Genomic DNA, 18,670 nt, shown 5'->3' with positions numbered 1-18,670 from the left:
CAAGTTTTATTTATTCAGTTTTCTACTTATACTACTTTGACTAGTTTTTAATTTTTCAGCTACTACTTGCATGGATTGAACTTCGTTATATACTTTTGACACTAAATAATTCTCAAACAATTTAACCCTTTCCTTTAACGATCTAGCATGATTCGTATCAAGTAATTCATAAATCAATTTTTCCTCCTCATGGTTTTGTGAAAAACTCAGGCCATTTGTGTAATCAGGTTGTTGGGCAAAATTTAAAAATAATCCTAGCATTTTAAAATCCAAATCTATTATTTCATGCTTACTTGTAACACAAATTCTCTCAATAGTATTTTTCAATTCTCGAATATTGCCCGGCCAGTGGTAATTTTGTAGTGCTTGTATTGTCATATCAGTAAATACATATTTTCGGTTGTATTTGGTATTAATATTTTCGATTATCATAAAAATTAGGCTAATTAAATCATCCTTCCTCTCTCGCAAAGGTGGTATCTTTACAGGAATTACTGACAATCTATAATAGAGATCCTCCCTAAATTCCCCCTCTGAGATCATTTTTTCTAAATCCCTATTAGTGGCGGTAATAATTCTAACGTCAATCGTTTCTAGCTTTGTACCGCCTACCTTTCTAAAAGACTTTGACTGGATAAAATGCAGTATTTTTGACTGCAATTCTAAAGGTAACTCGCCAATTTCATCTAAAAACAACGTGCCTTTATGTGCTTCCAGTGCCAACCCCTTTTTCCCTGATGCCAGCCCACCAGAAAATGTCCCTGGCTCATAGCCAAAGAGCTCAGATTCAAATAAATTATTTGGGATAGCAGCACAGTTAACTTCAATAAATTTATTTTTAGAGCGATCACTTTTTCTATGTATCCAGTTGGCAATTTCACTTTTCCCAACCCCTGACTCTCCCAATAAAAGTACTGTAGAATCAAAATCTTTAACCCTTTCTAATAGCTCATAAATACGTTTCATCGTAGCATCGTTTGTTAATATATGACCCTCGCTAAATTTTAACGAAGCTCTCATTTGTTGAATTTCTCTATCGTAATTGCCGATTATGGCCTCCATCTCTTGCATTTTATTTTGAAATTTTAAGATTTCGGTAATATTGATCGACGTACTAATTACTCTGATAATATCCCCGTTCTCTCCAAATACAGGGATTCCAGTAGCAAATAATTTTTGTCCGTTCTTAGTTTCCTGAATTAATGTAATAGGCTTTTTTTCTTCAATTACTTTTAGCGTTGTTGAGTTTGTAAACAAGCCCATCTCCACTAGTTCTCTTACATTTCTACCAATTAACTGTTCTGCACTTAATCCTAGATTTTTTTCACATTCAGGATTTACTTGCAGGCAAACTCCATTTTTATCCGCAACGAAAATTTCACTTGTCGTATTTTGAAAAATTAAATTTAAATCATTTTCAAATTCTATTTCTTTTGACAAATTAGACCCCTCCCCATCCATTTATCCTATTCAAAATTGAATAAAATTCAAAAACGAATAATTTCATTCAAAACTGAATACTCTGATAATTAATATAATAATACATTCATACGCTAATTTTCTACAAAATTCAGCTTTTTTCTATTATTTTTATGGTTACCCAATATTGGGAAAGAGGTTATTTTCAACTATTTTCACTATCAATCTAATAGACTATTCAATTTTTAGAAACATAGAAAAAGCACTGCGTAAAACCTACGCAGTGCTTACTTTTTCTTTAAATCCATCACAATAATCTCTGGTAAATTAAACATGCGATAAGGCACTGAGCTATTCCCTAGCCCTCGACTAACTACCATCTTTGTTGTGTTTTCTTCATAGACACCAGCCGTATATTTTGGAAATAGCCCCTGTCCTGGCGCAATAAGCCCACCAAGCCCTGGAATACGAATCTGCCCACCATGGGCGTGTCCAGAAAACACTAAATCTATGCCATCCTTTACATACGTACGAAACATTTCAGGTCGATGTGCTAGCAATAGCTTGAACATATCATCTGGTAAATAGGCTGTAGCCATATCCAGCATATCTTCTGTTGTTGCTCCCATTAACGGATCTTCAATGCCAAGAATCGCCAAACGCTCCCCGTCGCGCTCTAACACGGTTGATTCATTAGCCAGTATATGTACCCCTAACGATGACAGCGCCTCATAAATTTCACTTACCTTATTTGTTGCTACTTCATGGTTGCCAAGTACATAATAAACATCCGTGATGTCCACTAGTCCCTTCACTGCCTGTAAACTTTGCTGTAAATCATAGCGATTGCTATCTATCACATCGCCTGTGATAAAAATATAGTCAGGATTTGTGGCCTGAACCTTAGCAATTAGCTTCTGCTGATTGTCACCAAAGCGAGCATCATGTAAATCCGACACCTGTACAATACGTAGCCCATCAAAGCTAGCTGGCACTTTTTCTGATTCAAATACATGCTTACTTACGATTAGCCAGTGATTGTTTACGTACAAAAAAATGACGATAGAAACAACAAAGAAAACTACATATAATAATTTTTTCAATCACAATCGCTCACTTTGTGGCTACTATTTCAGAAAAAATCTGACTCCCTTATTATAAGCATAAAATAGAGTGATTGTAAGCATATGCACTTTAAATCCCTTAAATGCATAAAAAGACTACCATCAAAAACACTGCTCCATTTATTTCGTATCATGTCCCAAAACTCTTCCCTATTTGATATTCATACCATTTACATTATTTTTTTCATAGATAATTATACAATTTCACCTATTTATTACTTAACTTTTCACATGATATACTAGGAGCGTACTGGTCTTTTTAATCAGAATCGCTACTATACAAATAGGTATAAATGCCCTATATTCTAAAATATAATTGAATTGAGAGAAGAAGAATGAGAAAGCTATTACTATTATTTATCGTCATTATTAGTATTTTTATTATTGGAGGCGCCTCTCACTCACTCAAACAGCAGAGCACTGATGCCCCTAAAGCTGTCGGAGGGGTTATCGATCTTCGACAACACGATTTTCACCATAATAATCCAGTTAAATTGGATGGAGAATGGGATTTTGTACCTGATAAATTAGTGAATTATTCGGAATTCCATAGCAATGATACCTATTTAGTAAATGTTCCTTCGTTGTGGGCAAATTACGATCTTAATGGTGAAAGATACTCTGCATTTGGCAGCGGTACATATCGACTAAAAATTTTAATTAATAGTACAGAAGAGATATTAGGTATAAAAACAGGGAATATTCGTATGTCAAATGCAATTTATATAAATGAAAAACGCATTGGACACAGTGGTAAGCCTGCTGAAGATTCAACATATGTACAAGAAAATGTACCGTATGTTGCCTATTTTTTACCTGAATCACAAGAGATTGAGCTCATCATCCATGTAGCCAATTTTGATTATGCATCAGGTGGGGGAATTATTGGCTCTATTTTCATTGGCGATCAAGAAAGTATTGGAAAACTAAGGGAAAACTCTTTATTCTATGATTTAATAACTATTGCTGCATTTTTTACAATGTTTATCTATTTTGCTGGCTCTTATTTTTATGCAAAGCTTGAAATTGAACAGCTCTATTTTTCCTTATTCTGTTTCATGATTTTTTTATACAGTGTCTCTCACGGTGAGAAGCTTTTAATGTCGTTTCTTCCTATCAGCTACGAGCTGCTTATAAGAATTCAAATTATCTCAAGTATCTCCACAGGCATCTTTATGCTGTTATATTTTTATCATGCCTTACAGCAATTTGCTTCTAAAAGAATTGTGCTGGGACTTTGTATGATCGGTTTTATATTATTAGCTACGGTTCCTCTCCCAATATCCGTTAGCTCTTATTTACAGGTTGTACATTCTATTTATGTTTTTACCAATATCTTATATATCTTTTATATTCAAATTTTGGCTATATATAAACGCTCAGTAGGGACAAGCTATTTATGGCTTAGCTCTATGGCTATTCTTATTTATATGATCGTAGCTACTTTAAATCTCAATATAAATTTAGAGCTCTATGCTTTACCACCCTTGTTGCCATTTATTTGTTTAACAACAATCTCTCTTTATATTTCCCATCGTTTTACAGATTCTTATTTAGAAAAGGGAAGATTAACAAATGCACTACTAAAAGTGGATAAGCTGAAAGATGAGCTTCTCGCAAAAACTTCCCATGAATTTCGTACACCATTACATGGTGTTATGGCTATTTCTCAGTCCATGTTAGAGCCAAATGAAAGTTCTTCATTGACGGTAGAGCAAAAGGAAAAAATATCACTTATCTTTAACATCACAGAAAAGTTATCGCACCTTGTCCATGATATATTGGATTTCTCAAAATTAAAGGAGGGTGAACTAAAGCTTCGTATTACCAATGTTGACTTATATTCTGTTACACATGTCATTGTGGAAATTTTGTCGTACATTGGAAATAAGGATGTGAAAATTTATAATTATATTGAACGAGGAAAGTTCGTTTTAGCTGATGAGGATAGACTCCGCCAAATTCTTTATAATTTAATCGAAAACGCTGTTAAATATACACCACAAGGAAAAGTGGAAATATCGTGCTACGAAGAACAGGAATCTCTGGTTATAAAGGTAAGTGACACTGGACGAGGTATTGCTCCAGAACATTTAGAAATGATTTTTGAGCCATTTCACCAATTAGAAAAGGCAAGTAGAGGTGCAGGGCTAGGCCTAAATGTTACGAAAGAGCTCGTCAAACTTCATGGTGGTGATATCACTGTTTATTCAGTTGTTGGGCAAGGAACGACCTTTCTTGTAAAATTACCTTTAAAACAATTAAAAAAGGAACAACTGGATAAACACAAGAAGAAAAATGCTATACGAGCAAAAGAGTATTCACCTGTAACATTCCCCTATTTTGTGGAAGGCAAAACGGACAAAACAATTTTGATTGCAGATGATGACCATATTAATCTCAGCGTATTAATCGATATTCTAAAAAAAGAAAATTACTCTATCATTGCGGTTGACGATGGCCATCACGTTTTTGAACAATTGACATTACATCCAGATATAGATTTATTAATTTTAGATATCATGATGCCTAACCTTTCTGGCTATGAGGTTTGTCAAAAAATTAGGAAAAACTATTCTTCTACAGAGCTACCAATCCTAATGCTTACAGCAGCCCTTCGTCCGGAAGATTTGATTGCAGCCTTTCAATCAGGAGCTAATGATTTTCTGCATAAGCCATTAGATACAGCAGAGCTAAAGACAAGAGTTCGAAACCTTATTTTATTAAAGGAATCTGCAGAAATAGCTATTAAAATGGAAACGGCTTTTTTACAAGCACAAATTAAACCACATTTTATTTATAATGTTCTAAATTCTATTTTATCTCTTAGTTATTTAGACTTAGATAAAGCACGTAGCATGATAACCGATTTTGCAACTTTTTTAAGAAATAGCTTTTCATTTGAGAATACGAATAGCCTCATTCCCTTAGAAAAGGAGCTTACTCTTATACAAACATATGTAAATATTCATCAGATGAGGTATCCTGAACAGCTTGAATGGGATGTTCATATTGAGGAGCATCTAAATATTCTCATTCCACCCCTACTGCTTCAGCCCATAGTTGAAAATGCACTTTTCCATGGATTAAAAACGAAGCGAGTAAACGGTCAAGTGAAAATGATTATAAAAAAAGAACTGCAAATGATTGATATTGAGATTAAAGATAACGGCGTTGGCATGACTCAGGAATTGTTAGAGACACTTTTAATGGAAGAATCAGCTGTTGAGCAAGGTGTTGGAATTCGTAATATCTCGAAACGTTTAAAAAAATATAATAATGCCACTTTCCATATCAGCAGTGTTGTAGATGAAGGAACAACTGTAAAAATAAAATTTCCACTTATTTTAGATGAAAGGAGGTAAAAAATGCTAAAGGCCATTATTGTAGACGATGAAATTTTGGCAATCGATTTATTAGAGGCTATGTTACAGGGCAATAGCGCTGTTAGTGTAGTAGGGAAATTTCTAAATCCACTAGAAGCTTTTACAAACATTCCTACACTCAAACCAGATATTCTTTTTTTAGATATCGAAATGACTGAAATGGATGGTATTGAGTTTGCCAGTAAAGTAAGAAAGCTTTCTTATTTAATAGACATTGTTTTTGTAACTGCCTATGAACAGTATGCAATAGAGGCTTTTACTGTTCAGGCTGTTGACTATATTTTAAAACCTTTTGACAGAGAACGTTTAACAAAAACAATCGAAAGAATCTCTTTGCGTAGAAAGCAATTTCAATCGAAAACTACTGTAAACTTAATAGAGGAAGATGCTTGTATTATTATAGAGAATTTTCACTTTCATGTTCACTCAAGAAGAGTTTATATTGACCATACAGCATTTGTGTTATCTACAAAGGAATTCCAAATTTTTTTCTTTCTAGCACAACGACCAGGGCAAATTTTTCATCCCACGGACCTGTATAAGCACATTTGGGCGGAGGAAAGTATCGGACATACACAGGCATTAAAGGCCCATATTAGTAATTTACGAAAAAAGCTTGAATCTGCCCCTGGCCATAGAGCTAAAATTGTAACCGTGAGAGGTTCTGGCTATCAACTCCTCTTTGAATCATGACAAAAAACACGACGATTCCCTAACAAATCGTCGTGTTTTTGTGCTTATTATTTTGCTGCTTCTTGAATCTCATAAAATGCCCAATGCTGTCTTGGCACATCTGGAAATAATGGTGTTTGGACTTCTGTTAGAACTTGACGTTCAAACAGTCGATTTAATATCTTCACCGCCTGTGCACGTGTTAAGAAGCCCTCTGGATTAAATGTATCTGCCGTAATCCCTGTCATAATCCCTACTGTATTGACAGTATCAATCGCTTTCCTTGCCCAATGATTGTCGCTCACATCTTTAAATTCCACACTTTGTGAGGTTGGTTGGCAGAAATCTGCATCAGGACGATCTTCACATTGCTGTTCTATCCAGCGAGCAGCCACTGTTGCCATCTGGGCACGCGTAATCGAGCCGTTTGGCTGAAAACTTGTTGCAGTAATTCCCTTAAATAGCTCTGTTTCTGTTACAAATTCTATAGCATCTTTAGCATCATGCTTCACAGTATCTGTAAATGTTGCACTTGCCTCAGGGATGTCATTGTTCGTTATATGACGGGCAAACATACTTGCCATTTGTGCGCGTGTAACAGGCGCTTCTGGACGGAAGGTACCATCTGGATAGCCTTGAATATAAGGTAGATGTGTAACAGCGTCAGTAGTTGGCTCCTTCACCTCATCCTTTTCTGGTAAGTAGAGAATCGAGAAAGTGGAGAACTTATTTACCTCAAACTGTAAACCTGCTATTCCCTTTTGAAACTCTACAACTGTTCCACGTACAACCTCTTTTGTGCCATCACTATGCTCAATATAGATAGCCAAATGATCAAGTTGCTCCTGTGTAATATCTGTAGGCAATGGAAGAGTTAATGTTACAGGACGGCTTTGCATATTCGTTTCAATTGTCATTGGACGGCCAAGTAACTCCACAATCGCACTTCCTGCCAACTGCTGCACAATGCTTTCCTTGTTCGCTTGCTCTTTAATCTCTAGTTGTTCATCCTGCCCCTTTATAGGAACCAATCGGAAATAGAGATCATCATGAAACATTTCCAATGAAGTTTTAGGCACTTCAATTCTGACGTTATCCGTGACAATTTCAAGATGGACTGCACCATTTTGTAGAAGTGTCACCACATTTTTTGGTACGGACACTTGGACTTGATTTACTTGATCCTGCTGGTCTGGAATAATGATCCGTGCTTTATCATTTCCTTGTTCCTTTAATTTCCTAATTGTCTCTGTTGCGCTTGCTGCTGTTAATGTGACTTCATCCTTCATCGTGTTATCTACATTTTTTGTTCGGTTTATCGTTGTTTTAGAAACTAAGTCACCATCACCAGACTCTACATCCACCACAATTTCCTCTACATTGGCTGAAGGTGTTGTTGAACCTGATTCAGGGTTCGAGGACGAATTAGTATTGCCCCCACCTGTATTACTATTACTGCTAATCCATTTTGCATAAATCATGGTGTTCGCTGTAATTGCATTATCAAAATTATAAGGCATTGTGTAGGCATTACTTGTATACCAGCCACCAAATGTATAACCCGCTTTTGCTGGGGCTGGCGTTGGCTGACTTGCTTTTTCCCCATGTGCTACAGTTTGGTTCGATACTGCACTCCCTCCAGCGACATCAAACGTCACTGTATATGTCACAGTTACAGGATTCCACTTTGCATATAATATGACATTTCCACTTCCCATTGGAAAAGTTGAACCTGATGCATAATCTATTCCACTACCATCTGCTTGCGTGTTCCAGCCCGCAAACATGTAACCTCCTTTCACTAGGTTTCCTGTATTTCCTAGAACTGTTACGTATTCTCCTTGCTCATACGTTTCACTGTCCGTTGGAACTATGCCTCCTGTGTTTGTATTACCATTGTAGGTGATAGTAATAGTTTGTGCTGAATTTACTATTACAGGAACTACACTACTCGTGGATATTGCCGTTTGGCTCCCACTTACTCCACTCTTTGTGTTTGTCACTACTACGTAATAATACACCGTGCCTACTGTAGAGGTAGGAGCTTCATATGTCGCATTTGTGGCTCCACTAATTGCAGTTCCTCCACTTGGGCTATTCGTCGTATTGCTGTACCATTGGTAGCTTAATATGCCTCCGTCACCTACACTTGCCCCTACACTTAACGTCGGACTTACGGCTCCTTGGTTCACAGTCGCTCCCGTTGGCTGCGTTCCGATTACTGGCGTCTCGGCATCGACTAGCGCATTCACTGTTACACCTACTACATTACTTGTAGCTGGCGCAGTTGGATTTCCACTTACTCCACTCTTTGTGTTCGTCACTACTACGTAATAATACACCGTGCCTACTGTAGAAGTCGGGGCTTCATATGTCGCATTTGTGGCTCCACTAATTGCAGTTCCTCCACTTGGGCTATTCGTCGTATTGCTGTACCATTGGTAGCTTAATGTGCCTCCGTCACCTACACTTGCCCCTACACTTAACGTCGGACTTACGGCTCCTTGGTTCACAGTCGCTCCCGTTGGCTGCGTTCCGATTACTGGCGTCTCGGCATCGACTAGCGCATTCACTGTTACACCTACTACATTACTTGTAGCTGGCGCAGTTGGATTTCCACTTACTCCACTCTTTGTGTTCGTCACTACTACGTAATAATACACCGTGCCTACTGTAGAAGTCGGGGCTTCATATGTCGCATTTGTGGCTCCACTAATTGCAGTTCCTCCACTTGGGCTATTCGTCGTATTGCTGTACCATTGGTAGCTTAATGTGCCTCCGTCACCTACACTTGCCCCTACACTTAACGTCGGACTTACGGCTCCTTGGTTCACAGTCGCTCCCGTTGGTTGCGTTCCGATTACTGGCGTCTCGGCATCGACTAGCGCATTCACTGTTACACCTACTACATTACTTGTAGCTGGCGCAGTTGGATTTCCACTTACTCCACTCTTTGTGTTCGTCACTACTACGTAATAATACACCGTGCCTACTGTAGAAGTCGGGGCTTCATATGTCGCATTTGTGGCTCCACTAATTGCAGTTCCTCCACTTGGGCTATTCGTCGTATTGCTGTACCATTGGTAGCTTAATGTGCCTCCGTCACCTACACTTGCCCCTACACTTAACGTTGGACTGGTAGCTCCTTGATTCACAGTCGCTCCCGTTGGCTGCGTTCCGATTGCTGGCGTCTCGGCATCGACTAGCGCATTCACTGTTACACCTACTACATTACTTGTAGCTGGCGCAGTTGGATTTCCACTTACTCCACTCTTTGTGTTCGTCACTACTACGTAATAATACACCGTGCCTACTGTAGAGGTAGGAGCTTCATATGTCGCATTTGTGGCTCCACTTATCAAGGTTCCTCCACTCGGACTATTCGTCGTATTGCTGTACCATTGGTAGCTTAATGTGCCTCCGTCACCTACACTTGCCCCTACACTTAACGTTGGACTGGTAGCTCCTTGATTCACAGTCGCTCCCGTTGGCTGCGTTCCGATTGCTGGCGTCTCGGCATCGACTAGCGCATTCACTGTTACACCTACTACATTACTTGTAGCTGGCGCAGTTGGATTTCCACTTACTCCACTCTTTGTGTTCGTCACTACTACGTAATAATACACCGTGCCTACTGTAGAGGTAGGAGCTTCATATGTCGCATTTGTGGCTCCACTTATCAAGGTTCCTCCACTCGGACTATTCGTCGTATTGCTGTACCATTGGTAGCTTAATGTGCCTCCGTCACCTACACTTGCCCCTACACTTAACGTTGGACTGGTAGCTCCTTGATTCACAGTCGCTCCCGTTGGCTGCGTTCCGATTACTGGCGTCTCGGCATCGACTAGCGCATTCACTGTTACACCTACTACATTACTTGTAGCTGGCGCAGTTGGATTTCCACTTACTCCACTCTTTGTGTTCGTCACTACTACGTAATAATACACCGTGCCTACTGTAGAGGTAGGAGCTTCATATGTCGCATTTGTGGCTCCACTTATCAAGGTTCCTCCACTCGGACTATTCGTCGTATTGCTGTACCATTGGTAGCTTAATGTGCCTCCGTCACCTACACTTGCCCCTACACTTAACGTTGGACTGGTAGCTCCTTGATTCACAGTCGCTCCCGTTGGCTGCGTTCCGATTGCTGGCGTCTCGGCATCGACTAGCGCATTCACTGTTACACCTACTACATTACTTGTAGCTGGCGCAGTTGGATTTCCACTTACTCCACTCTTTGTGTTCGTCACTACTACGTAATAATACACCGTGCCTACTGTAGAGGTAGGAGCTTCATATGTCGCATTTGTGGCTCCACTTATCAAGGTTCCTCCACTCGGACTATTCGTCGTATTGCTGTACCATTGGTAGCTTAATGTGCCTCCGTCACCTACACTTGCCCCTACACTTAACGTTGGACTGGTAGCTCCTTGATTCACAGTCGCTCCCGTTGGCTGCGTTCCGATTGCTGGCGTCTCGGCATCGACTAGCGCATTCACTGTTACACCTACTACATTACTTGTAGCTGGCGCAGTTGGATTTCCACTTACTCCACTCTTTGTGTTCGTCACTACTACGTAATAATACACCGTGCCTACTGTAGAGGTAGGAGCTTCATATGTCGCATTTGTGGCTCCACTTATCAAGGTTCCTCCACTCGGACTATTCGTCGTATTGCTGTACCATTGGTAGCTTAATGTGCCTCCGTCACCTACACTTGCCCCTACACTTAACGTTGGACTGGTAGCTCCTTGATTCACAGTCGCTCCCGTTGGCTGCGTTCCGATTGCTGGCGTCTCCGCATCTACTGTTCCAGCAACTGGATACCCCCATAATTCAAATTCATAAATCATAGCCGTTAAGATTTCTCCTGGTATACTCGAAAAAGTTTCTGTAACTTTCACTCGAAAATATTGATATGTTACCGAAGAAGAAAATGTTTTATCAATTGTTGTTGTATACCCACTAGAATCAATTTCTATATTATTGTCAGAAAAGTCGATTTGGGTAAAATTTACACCATCATTACTACCTTCTAACTTAATATTTTTTACATTATACGATTCCATTGCTGTGTCCTTGTATGCTGCACCCACCACAACCCAACGGTTTATCGTATGAGGTGTACCGAGATCCACCATCAGCCAAGCAGGATTACTCTCAGTAATTTCGCCATTACCTAGATCAGACCCCCACTGAGTAAGTTCATTTTCATCAAAAGCCATATCAGCTGTTGACCATTCATCTTGTTCACTTGAAGCCACGTATTGCTTGCCTAACGCAACATTCGTATCCGAACTTGCACTTACTTCTATACCTGCAAATCCACCAAAAGAAATTAAATTAAAAAGCAATAATCCAACTATAAATACGGAAGTAATTTTCAACCACTTTTTATTTTCCATCCAATCCTCTCCTCAAAATAAGTTTAGTTCCTTGATTGTAAGGATTGTTTATACAAATCAAGATATAAACACTTGGAAAATTCGTATTCTCACTATATAAGAACTTTACTGTTAAAGACTCCTCTACGGATATCCAAAATGTTCTAAATATCTACCTCAAATCATTAGATACACTACACATTTCTATGAAAATATAAAATTATTAAATAATTAGCTTTATAAAACGTTTAATTTGTTTACTAATTATGGTCTATCTGGAAAAATACCCTGATAACATATAATATAATTTAAAATTAGATAAGGTTGCATATTCGCAACAGGAGTGCCAGAGCCCGTTACGCCAGTATTTACTGTTCCTGTAACCGTTCCATTTACGGTTCCTGTTACTGTTCCTGCTACCGTTCCTGTGGCCTGCACCGAATTAGGCTGAAGTGTCGTATCAGGTGTATTTGTGCTGTATATGTTTATAGGTTGATTAGCAGTCGTTCTTGCTACACCTAAACATGTATTTGAACTTGGCACAGATGTCGCGTTCCCTGCTACCGTGGTTGCATTATTTGGTAAATTCACAGTAACTTCACATGTTCCGTTACTAATACTTCCACCACTAATTCCTGCACTAAATGTATTATTTAATGTAACTGAATGATTATGTGGGGGTATCTGACTAGTTAGCAAGTTCACTTCTTCACTGCCCCCCTTTTGTCCAATTGGCCTATTCGTTAATCCTTCACCTTGCCCCATTCCTACTAGTACTCTACCTCGCAAATCAGGTAATTTAAACGTAGTTGAACCATTCCCTCCGTACTTTAATCCAACTATTGCATAAAGTGCAGCATGCTCTCTTATTTGTAATTCTTGCCCTTGGCATAAAAACCATCCTCTAGGAGCCCAATCTGTAGACCAAGGTAAAATAGTTCCTATAAAAGCATCCATTAATACCATTCTCCTCTCACTCTTATAAATTATTTTTTAAAATTATATACTATCAATTGATCTTACTAAATTCAAAAACTCTTATTCACGAATTCACCCTCTTATCTATCAACCTCCCATATCATTAATAAATACGGGGGCGTTTCATCCGTAACAACAAACCCACATCTCTCATACAACCTACGGGCAGGATTCCCCATCAACACATTCAATTCTAAAGGCAATCTCAATTCAGCAGCTATTTGTTGCAATTCTTTCAATAGCGTTGTACAGATTCCTCTCCCTCTATATTCAGGAAGTACGAAAATATCTATCAGACGTATTGCTTCTTGCTGTACCTCGGTTATCAATCTCCCAATGCCTACACCCTCATATATAATGATTTCATATTTGGCATGAGGAAATTGTTGCTGATAAGAAACTTTTTGAGCATCGTATTGCATGCGCAACAATCCTTCTATTTGTTGCTCATCCCATTCCAATATGGCAAATTCACTTTTTCTTGTAGATACATATAATGAGTAAAGAATCTCTTCCTCTTCAGGTAATGCTACTCGCAATTTCACCTTATCTTTCATCTAGCTAAGTTACTCACCTCCCAAATAAAAATGCATCATCTGTTGTTAAAAGAGTCGTGTTTCTTTACATTTATACAACTATTGTACTTAATTAGAAAATATACTAATTCTCAACTCCAAACAGAGAGCTTCCATTTCCGTAGTTTACTATCCTTACTTTCATCAAAAAGTTGAACATAAGAGCGACTTTCTGTACCGGCTGCCGTTAAAAATTTGCCACTATGCTGGTTGCGAAGTAGCAAAACACCATCTTCTTCAAACCATAAGTACCATTTTTGTGCACTATTCTGTACATTACGTACAATTTGTACTGTTGTTCCATTATCTTTACCATAGTTTAGCGCATCTAGTACCTTATCTGTTCCGTCAAGATAGATGGTATAGGTTCCATCTAAGTTCTCTCGTAACTGCCAGCACTGTGCAATCTTTTGGGTTCCGTCTTGACTAGATGACTGAAGGCAAGTACGGGTATTCTCGTCCGTTTTTCCGCCTTCTACAGCCAATACTAACTGCTCATCACGTTTTCCCTGGTTGATCAAACGATATTGTGTCCTAGGAATAAATACGGCTTGATTATCCCTTGCTCTAATAAGTTTCCATCTTTGAAGCTTTTCATCCTCACCAGATAATTTAGGGGACAACTTAACAGCCTTTCTATGGTACGTTGTAACATTATTATTCTCAACGAGCAAAGATGAAAACGCAATCATCATTCCTGTCCCTTTCAGACCTATACCACCTCGATTCACCTCTCCTCGTGAGAAAGTCTCCCTATTTTTGAATTCCCATAATTGATTGTTATTTCCATCTTCCTTTACCCGCATAACAAGTTCATTATTAGCTAATGTAAGAACCATTTGTTTTTCACCCTCACCATACAACTTACTCACTATATAGCCGTCCTTAGTAAATCTCCAACGTTGATAATCCACGCTGCTATTTAGCATAGTAACAACCAGTTCATCATTATTGACTAGACGCGAAAAATTCCAACTCGACTTATTAATAGATAATACATGACCACCCTCACCTGCAATGAAAAAGAATTCTTTTTCATTAACAGGAAATGGATCGATTTGTCCTACCAACTCATTACTGCTTTCTTCTATATTCTCCATGGATTTTAATTGTTGTGAGGCACAATCCTGTCCTGCATCCACTAACGACCATAATTGATCCTTCGCTACAGTAGTATTTTGCTGATCCAATCTAACATCCCTATCTCTTAATGTTAACACCTGTTTAAAATCTAAACTTGTATTAATAATATGACCAGATCCTGTCATTTCCCATGTTTGATTCGGATATCGCCCTTTTTCCCCCAGAACTACCTTAGATCCCATTGCGGTCAGTACAAATTCTTTCCCATTATTAAGTGCACCACACACGATATAACCTTCTGCTGTCATATACCACACTTGACGTTTTCGAGAGTTAGCGTCATATTCATAGGGCTCCGCCTTTAACTCAGCCCCATCTGTAGGAATCGATGCTGTGCATGTTAATAGCTTCACCTCCCCTACTTGACAGTCCAAGCTACGAATATGACAGTAATCTTTTCGAACATACTGACTAATAATGTCATTATATTGTCCGTAAAATAGGAAATGAGAACCTTCAAGAATAAGTTCCTGCACTGTTTTTTTCTGTACATAGTTTCGCATCGTTGTAATACATTCTTGATATAACGCTTCTGGAAGCATACTAATAGTAAGAATCAATTCATCGGACTTCACCATTGTCCAACCCTTATAGCTATTAAGGGATTGTGCCCATTGACCTGCATCGCGTAAAAATGATCCCTCTCCTCCCATAGCTGTAAATTGAATCGCTTGCTCTTCTGAAACTTGCTTGTCTTTATCTTGTTCACGCTTACCAAGCTGTCCCTTAATGTTTGCTTCCGCAGAAACACCTAATGTATTAATTGCCGCCTTTACTTCAGCTGCATGTCGGCTTGATTCCTCATTTGCTGCCTGCAAGCTGCTTATCTCTTTGTTTTGTGTTGAAATTAATTTACCGCCTAATGTCACACTTGTTGGTATAAAATGACCATATGCTTCTAGTACCTTTACTAGCTGACGATAACTCTTTACTCCTTTATCATCATCAAGTGCTAGCGCATGATGTACTGCATTCACAAACTCATCACTAGCACACGGAATAAGACTATCAAAGGATAACTCAATCTTCGGCAAATAATAATTGCTTGTCATATACATCATTTTTTTTACCTGTGCTTTACTCTCTTCTGTTTGACGATTATAACCATAACCTGCACCAACACCCGAACCAAAAAGAGTCGTTACTGCGGCTGATACACTTAAATTTTGAATACCATTTACCTGAAGCTGATGCTCAATTTCGGAGAAGGTATATGAACTATCTAACATTCCTGTGTATTGAGATTTTCGGTACAAAACAGTAGCAGCATAAGTCTCATCGGAATTCGTACCTACCCTAGTCTCATCTTTATTGTTGTTAGCTCGTATTTTATTTAACACTTCGATACTTTCAGGAGAACGTTTCAATACATTATAGAAGCTTTGTCTTACAGTATCCTTTATAGTGCTATGGATTACTAATCCACGATAAATTCCTATACGATCATATAAATCTTCCCGTTCCGTATAATTTAAGCTATAGAAATCATCTCCTATCTTTGCATCCTTATTTACTTTCGGGAGATTTAAGAAAGCTTTTTCCTCCTCTGTAAATTCGAGCGCTGCCAACGGATTTTCTCCCATCTTAGTACCAATAGTCTCCTTTAAATCTGGCAACGGTACTTGAAATTTTGCGAGAAGCTGGGCGCGATTCTGCAATTTCTTTCTTATTTCATCTACCTCAAGCTCTTCCTTCATATTTTTTTCGTTCAATCGTTCAAATTGTGCTTGTAACTTCTTTTGTTTTTCAAGTTGCCCTAACTGTTGTTCTTTTAGCTTGTTCTCATATTCAAGCTTTTTTATAGTTTTATTAAGCGCTTCAAAAATATCTTTTTCTTTTTCGTCTAAAAAGGAGTCCTTTTCCTCCTTTACTGCTTCCTTATTTTCGTTTCCTTCCTGTTTGCTATCTGCTTCCTTGCTCTCGTTTTTTTCCTGCTTGTTATCTGCTTCCTTGCTCTCTTTTTTTTCCTGCTTGTTATCTGCTTCCTTGCTCTCTTTTTCTTCCTGCTTATTAGCTGTTTCCTCACTAGCATTAGCTTGCACTTGATTTTCCTCATCTTTTTTACACATATGTATCCTCCTTCAATAACTGATCATTCTCTCTCCCATACTATAGATAGTAACTAAAGTGAAACTTCAATCAGTGGTTTTTTCATCCCTCACTAATTGTTAGTTGAACCAGTCGGACACAATACTTGCCAGTTGAGCTCCCACTTATGCTGCTTTGTTCCTTGCATCCTTGAAACAGGAATCTTACTGCCATTAAGACTGGGATGTTCAATTATTTGTGAAATTCCCCATAGAGGAAAAGGATTATTTGAACATGCCAAGTTAATCCTTCTTTTTACCTTTATTCCATTCATACTTCTTTTCCATCAGTGTCTACTGTAAATGTATGTTCTCGTGCAGCTTCTTCTATTTCATAGATACACCCGTACTACCGTTACCATCGTACACAACAGTGCGTCTGCCTGCTTCCCATTAGCTTTCACAGTATGTGTGTGCAAGTCGTTAATGTAACTGCCTCCACCCCACCTGTACTTGCTAATGGATATTGAGAACTTTTATGAATTGGTAACCTTCCACGTAAATTCGGTAAAGCAAAATTTGTTGTACCATCTCCCCATATATTATTTATTAATGGAAAAAGCGCCTGATTGTCATTAATAAGTAATAATTGCCCATTACATAGGGCCCAACCTTCAGGAGCAAAATTCCTCCTAAACATACGGATTTCGCCTATATATTGCTCTAGCATTACACATACTCCCACAATGAAGGCTAAAAAACACATCAGGCAACGCTCGCTAACACCTCCTTATTTGCTTCTTCTATAAACTCTACTTCTTGGACTTCCATATCTAAAGCTTCTGCAATCTCTGCTGGTGTATGTTTATTAAACAATAGATATATAGCCTTGACTTTTTTAGCCTGTTCTACAGATACCCTCAGCTTATTAGCTACTTCTGTTACAGTGGCTTCATTTTCAATTAAATACGAGCCTAATAAAATAGTTGCGGTCTTTTGTAATTCGTTGTGATCAGCAGGATTTTTGCATAGCACTTCCGCCGCTATACCAGCCGCCGTAGCTAGCTCCATTCCTCTTTCACTCATTCGTTTCATGGCATTAAATTGATCTGACCATCTACGTAATACATTGCTCTGCTCTTTCACTAAGAAAACGAGCTCTCGATGATTTGTATAAATAACCTGCAAAAGTCCTGTCGCCTGAACTGCCTTTGTAACATCTTTAAAGAATGCATTCACTTGATTTTGTACAATATCAATTTGCTGTCTTGTCTCACTTAAATCCTTCTTTGCTTGATTTGTCTCTGCTTGAATATTTTCAAAATATTTTTTCCGCATTTCTCCTTGAATAATTCCTGCCACAAGATAAAGTACAGCGGCTAAAGCAGCAAGCGCACCGAGTTTTCTAATTAAGCTATCTAATACCTTTATTTTCCCAAAGCACTGATTGGCAACAAATAAAATAAATGCGATACCTTTGTCTATATTGGCTGTTTTATAAGGAGGCATAACAATCGACAAAGAAATCAACGGCAAGGTATTTTTAAAGTACTTTCGCCAATCTTGAAACTCCATTAAAAGACTATTTAATTCATCTTGAATATCGTGCTTTAAAATATTTAAGTCAATGGTTGTTCCACTTAATTCATTTTTCAGCTCTTTTAATAGTTTAATGGCCTCTGCTTTTCGTTCTGGATTATCTGTGTGAGATAAATGATCGCCTACCCAAGCGATAATGTCGAAATCCTCATCTGTTAACTTGGCAATTATGCTATCAATGCCTTCTTTACCTTCAACCATTTTGTCTTCTAGCTCATAAATATTTTTTAAACAAGGCTGAAGTTCTTCTACATAGGTTTCTAATGTTATTTCTGTAATTGCCATCTCTTTCAACCTCCATTAATTATTTGTCAACTTACAATTGCTATTAAGTCGCTATCCTTATCTTGAATGCTTTCTACC

General features: G+C 38.3%; 10 protein-coding genes. 2 read left to right on the top strand and 8 right to left on the bottom strand.

All coding sequences use genetic code 11. The annotated features are described in order from the left end of the window. Positions 1-6: 6 nt before the first annotated feature. Both MHB44_RS01185 and MHB44_RS01180 read right to left on the bottom strand, forming a co-directional pair. Positions 7-1,440 (bottom strand): sigma 54-interacting transcriptional regulator, encoded by a 1,434-nt coding sequence (locus MHB44_RS01185; protein ID WP_341301250.1) that lies wholly within the window; start codon positions 1,438-1,440, stop codon positions 7-9. 266 nt (positions 1,441-1,706) lie between these two features. Then, positions 1,707-2,522, bottom strand: a complete 816-nt coding sequence (locus tag MHB44_RS01180; RefSeq protein WP_341301249.1) for a metallophosphoesterase — start codon at positions 2,520-2,522, stop codon at positions 1,707-1,709. A gap of 356 nt (positions 2,523-2,878) precedes the next feature. On the opposite strand from MHB44_RS01180, the gene MHB44_RS01175 reads away from it, so the two are divergent. Further along, positions 2,879-5,908 carry an ATP-binding protein gene (locus tag MHB44_RS01175; protein WP_341301248.1) on the top strand — a complete coding sequence of 1,010 codons (3,030 nt, stop codon included), beginning with the start codon at positions 2,879-2,881 and terminating at the stop codon, positions 5,906-5,908. 3 nt (positions 5,909-5,911) lie between these two features. After that, on the top strand, positions 5,912-6,622 hold the full coding sequence (locus tag MHB44_RS01170) for a DNA-binding response regulator (protein WP_341301247.1): 711 nt from the start codon (positions 5,912-5,914) through the stop codon (positions 6,620-6,622). A 47-nt stretch (positions 6,623-6,669) separates the two neighbouring features. On the opposite strand, the gene MHB44_RS01165 is transcribed toward MHB44_RS01170, so the two are convergent. The 6 genes from MHB44_RS01165 to MHB44_RS01140 all read right to left on the bottom strand — a co-directional run bounded on the left by MHB44_RS01165 (position 6,670) and on the right by MHB44_RS01140 (position 18,592). Then, positions 6,670-12,006 (bottom strand): S-layer homology domain-containing protein, encoded by a 5,337-nt coding sequence (locus tag MHB44_RS01165; protein WP_341301246.1) that lies wholly within the window; start codon positions 12,004-12,006, stop codon positions 6,670-6,672. Positions 12,007-12,249: 243 nt separating this feature from the next. After that, positions 12,250-12,942, bottom strand: a complete 693-nt coding sequence (locus tag MHB44_RS01160) for a tail fiber protein (protein ID WP_341301245.1) — start codon at positions 12,940-12,942, stop codon at positions 12,250-12,252. Positions 12,943-13,043: 101 nt separating this feature from the next. Further along, positions 13,044-13,520, bottom strand: a complete 477-nt coding sequence (locus MHB44_RS01155; RefSeq protein WP_341301244.1) for a GNAT family N-acetyltransferase — start codon at positions 13,518-13,520, stop codon at positions 13,044-13,046. A gap of 110 nt (positions 13,521-13,630) precedes the next feature. Next, entirely contained in the window at positions 13,631-16,750 is a 3,120-nt protein-coding gene (locus MHB44_RS01150; protein ID WP_341301243.1) for an RICIN domain-containing protein, read from the bottom strand. 418 nt (positions 16,751-17,168) lie between these two features. Then, a complete protein-coding gene (locus MHB44_RS01145; protein WP_341301242.1) occupies positions 17,169-17,438 on the bottom strand; it encodes a tail fiber protein in 270 nt (89 codons plus the stop codon). Positions 17,439-17,473: 35 nt separating this feature from the next. Next, complete coding sequence (locus MHB44_RS01140; RefSeq protein ID WP_341301241.1) at positions 17,474-18,592, bottom strand: hypothetical protein; 1,119 nt, start codon at positions 18,590-18,592, stop codon at positions 17,474-17,476. Between the last annotated feature and the right edge of the window lie 78 nt (positions 18,593-18,670).

It is taken from the genome of Lysinibacillus sp. FSL H8-0500 (assembly GCF_038051955.1).
Classification (GTDB): Bacteria; Bacillota; Bacilli; order Bacillales_A; family Planococcaceae; genus Lysinibacillus; species Lysinibacillus macroides.
This window is presented reverse-complemented; position numbering and strand designations above follow the sequence as displayed.

Excerpts from the sequence above, each read along its gene's own strand:
- MHB44_RS01145 (WP_341301242.1), bottom strand. The coding sequence starts at position 17,438 with ATGCTAGAGCAATATATAGGCGAAATCCGTATGTTTAGGAGGAATTTT.
- MHB44_RS01165 (WP_341301246.1), bottom strand. The coding sequence starts at position 12,006 with ATGGAAAATAAAAAGTGGTTGAAAATTACTTCCGTATTTATAGTTGGA.
- MHB44_RS01170 (WP_341301247.1), top strand. The coding sequence starts at position 5,912 with ATGCTAAAGGCCATTATTGTAGACGATGAAATTTTGGCAATCGATTTA.
- MHB44_RS01175 (WP_341301248.1), top strand. The coding sequence starts at position 2,879 with ATGAGAAAGCTATTACTATTATTTATCGTCATTATTAGTATTTTTATT.
- MHB44_RS01140 (WP_341301241.1), bottom strand. The coding sequence starts at position 18,592 with ATGGCAATTACAGAAATAACATTAGAAACCTATGTAGAAGAACTTCAG.
- MHB44_RS01160 (WP_341301245.1), bottom strand. The coding sequence starts at position 12,942 with ATGGATGCTTTTATAGGAACTATTTTACCTTGGTCTACAGATTGGGCT.
- MHB44_RS01150 (WP_341301243.1), bottom strand. The coding sequence starts at position 16,750 with ATGTGTAAAAAAGATGAGGAAAATCAAGTGCAAGCTAATGCTAGTGAG.
- MHB44_RS01155 (WP_341301244.1), bottom strand. The coding sequence starts at position 13,520 with ATGAAAGATAAGGTGAAATTGCGAGTAGCATTACCTGAAGAGGAAGAG.